This window comes from Alcanivorax xiamenensis (assembly GCF_009846745.1).
GTDB classification, from domain to species: Bacteria; Pseudomonadota; Gammaproteobacteria; order Pseudomonadales; family Alcanivoracaceae; genus Alloalcanivorax; species Alloalcanivorax xiamenensis.
The window spans coordinates 1-2,857 of the sequence record NZ_AQPF01000098.1 but is presented as its reverse complement, the minus strand read 5'-3'; the positions used below and the strand labels follow the sequence as shown (position 1 = coordinate 2,857).

The window sequence follows — 2,857 nt, the reverse complement described above, 5'->3', positions numbered from 1 at the left end:
CGGCGTCCGGCGTCCGGCGTCCGGAGATACCGTGCATTCCTCCTTCTAATCGACGCTTCACTTTTTGCCAAAGACGCTAAAGTCCGCTGCGGTGGGGCCGATAGCTGAGGTAAGCGGTGAGGATCCGGAAGGCCTCACGCCGGGGAGGAGCCTGTCCCCTTTTGCACCTTCCGTTTCACTTTCCTGCCAGGAGAAGGAAGCACTATGGCCAGCATCGCATCTTTAGGCGTCGGGTCCGGCCTGGATCTGAACGGGTTGTTGGATCAGCTCGAGGCCGCCGAGCGGCAGAAACTGACTCCGATCACCAATCAGGCGGCCAGCTATCAGGCCAAGATCTCCGCTTTCGGTACCCTGGAGAGCGCGCTGGCAAAGTTCCAGGACGCCGCCGAGACCTTGGGTGAAGAAGACAGCTTCCGCAGCGTGGCCACCAGCCAGACTGGTGAATCGATCACCTTCACCACCGGTACGGATGTGGCGCTGGGCAGCTTCGATATCAATGTGACCCAGCGTGCCCGCGCTTACAGTATCGCCACCCAGGGGGTGGCCGATAAGGATGCGGATCTGGGGGCGGGATCGGTCTCCATCGATCTGGCCAACGGTGAATCCCTCGAGGTCACTTTGAGCGCGGACAAGAGCTCCCTCAAGGATCTGCGTGATGCCATCAATGACCAGAACAAGGGCGTGCAGGCCTCCATCGTCAACGACGGCAGCGGCACGCCCTACCGGCTGGTGATGACGTCGACGAAGACCGGAACGGAAGAGGCGATCAGTGGCGTCAGCTTCTCCGGCGGGCTGGGTTCCGCGCTGTCCCTGGATGGCGCCTCCGAGGTGACCGCCCGCAACGCCGAATTCACCATCAACGGCATCGCCATGCAGAGTCAGAGTAACAAGGTGGAAGACGCGATCCAGGGCGTTACCTTGAATCTGGTGGAAGAAGGCGAATCCAGCCTGGATATCACCCGGGACACGGATGCGATCAAAAAGGCGGTCAACGATTTCGTCTCCGCCTTCAATAACCTCAAGGAGAGTCTCGGCAGTCTGACCCGTTTCGACAGTGAAACCGGCGTAAGTGGCGAGCTGATAGGGAATTCCACGGTGCGCCGTATTGAGTCCGAATTGCGCGGGGTGCTGAGTGCCGGCGTGGACGAAGGCGAATACCGGGTGCTGGCGGACCTGGGGGTCTCCCTGCAACGGGATGGCACCCTGAAGGTGGATGACGACGATCTCGACGAAGCCATCAGCAATAATCTGGAAGGGGTGTCCCGTTTCTTTGTTGGCCGTGACGAGGACGACGGCATGATCGGCAAGCTGGATTCCGCGCTGGAAGACATGCTGGAGGATGACGGCATGATCGATCGCGTCACCGAGGGCTTTCAGACCAGCATCGACAGTCTGTCGAAACGCTACGACCGCATGGAGCAGAGCATCGCCGCCACCGTGGAGCGTTATCGTACCCAGTTCCAGAAACTGGACAGCATGGTGGCGCAGATGAATGCCACCAGCAGCTATTTGACCCAGCAGTTCGACATGCTCAATGCGCAATTGAAGCAGTAAAAAACGAAAGCAGTAAACGGAACCCGGGAGGCTGACGAAATGGCGGTGTATGGTGAGACGAGAGCGGCTCACTGGTCCATGGCGGGCCGGCTTTCCAAGCCAGGTTGGGAGCGCGGATCATGAACAATACCGGTGGTCATTCCGCCTTTGCACGCGGAGCCGGCGCCTACGCCAGAGTGGGGGTGGAGAGTGGCGTGATGTCCGCCAGTCCCCACCAATTGATTACCTTGCTTTTTGATGGAGCGCAAAGCGCCATCCGCACCGCCCGCCTGCATTTGCAGGACGGCCGCGCCGCGGAAAAAGGAGCCGCGATCTCCAAGGCGCTGGACATCGTCAACAATGGTCTGAAGGCCGCGCTTGACCTGGAGCGTGGCGGCGAGCTGGCCGAGCGCCTGGCGGCGTTGTATGACTATGTGGCGCGGCTGCTGCTGGCCGCCAACCTGCATAATGACGACGAGCGTCTGCGGCAAGCGGCGGAGCTGCTGGAAAATATCGGGTCCGCCTGGCGCGACATTGATCCACGGCATTCCGCGGAGGGGGTATGAGTAATCAAAAAACGGACTCCGTGCCGACCCCCGAGGGGGTGTTGGTAAGCTATGAAACCCTGCTTGCCCAGTCCACCCGAATGCTGGCCTGTGTCCGGCAGAAGGATTGGGAGGCGCTGGTGGATGAACAGTCCCGTTATGTTCTCGAGGTGGATCGTCTGTCACGCATCGAGCGGGATCTGTCCTTCAACGTGGAAGAACAGGAGCGCAAGGCGGCGTTGCTGGAGCGGATTCTTGAACAGGATCTGGAAGTGCGCCGCTGCTTGATGGCACGTCGCGACGAGCTTGATCAACTGCTTGGCACCAGCCGCCGCCGCCAGGACCTGCATCGCACCTATCAGTCTCATTCCGCCCAGGTGGTGGACGGCCGAGCGCGCTTTCATCGCGACCCGTTGCATAAAGGGACGCCGTGAGCACCATCACGCCGTTGCTCGATACCCTGCTGCACCAGGTGCTCGGGCGACGGATGGATGGCCCGGCGCCAACGCCGCTCAATCAACCGGTCACCCCCTTGGTGCCCGGGCAGGCCATCGAGGCATTGGGGCGGGACGAGCGTCCGCCATTGACGCCTCAATCTCCGTCGCCGAAATCACCCGGGATAGCGGAGGTCCACGCCCGGGATGCCGCCAAGGCCGGGGAGCGGGCACCGCCGCCCGCATCGGTATTGACCCCGGGCGCCACACCGGCATCCACCAGAACCCATTTCAGCGGTGCCGCCCGCGCCATCGCCGATCTTTTGATCCGCTACCCCGCGCCCC

The 2,857-nt window shown here is 61.7% G+C and carries 3 protein-coding genes and 1 pseudogene; all 4 read left to right on the top strand.

What is annotated here, in order from left to right:
* The first annotated feature begins 204 nt into the window (after positions 1 to 204).
* Positions 205 to 1,554, top strand: coding sequence for a flagellar filament capping protein FliD (gene fliD, locus A6D6_RS21485; RefSeq protein WP_159661839.1), 1,350 nt, complete (start codon positions 205 to 207; stop codon positions 1,552 to 1,554).
* A 119-nt stretch (positions 1,555 to 1,673) separates the two neighbouring features.
* On the top strand, positions 1,674 to 2,099 hold the full coding sequence (gene fliS, locus A6D6_RS21480; protein WP_159661838.1) for a flagellar export chaperone FliS: 426 nt from the start codon (positions 1,674 to 1,676) through the stop codon (positions 2,097 to 2,099).
* The gene (locus A6D6_RS21475; protein WP_159661837.1) at positions 2,096 to 2,512 is read left to right on the top strand and encodes a flagellar protein FliT; all 417 of its coding nucleotides are present in this window, start codon (positions 2,096 to 2,098) and stop codon (positions 2,510 to 2,512) included. Before fliS ends, A6D6_RS21475 begins: the two co-directional genes overlap by 4 nt.
* Positions 2,509 to 2,857: pseudogene (locus A6D6_RS21470) on the top strand (flagellar hook-length control protein FliK); the annotation flags it as partial. The gene A6D6_RS21475 and the pseudogene A6D6_RS21470, both read left to right, overlap by 4 nt.

What these genes read in the sequence shown, in the direction of transcription:
- fliD (WP_159661839.1), top strand. Translation starts at nt 205, where the DNA reads ATGGCCAGCATCGCATCTTTAGGCGTCGGGTCCGGCCTGGATCTGAAC.
- fliS (WP_159661838.1), top strand. Translation starts at nt 1,674, where the DNA reads ATGAACAATACCGGTGGTCATTCCGCCTTTGCACGCGGAGCCGGCGCC.
- A6D6_RS21475 (WP_159661837.1), top strand. Translation starts at nt 2,096, where the DNA reads ATGAGTAATCAAAAAACGGACTCCGTGCCGACCCCCGAGGGGGTGTTG.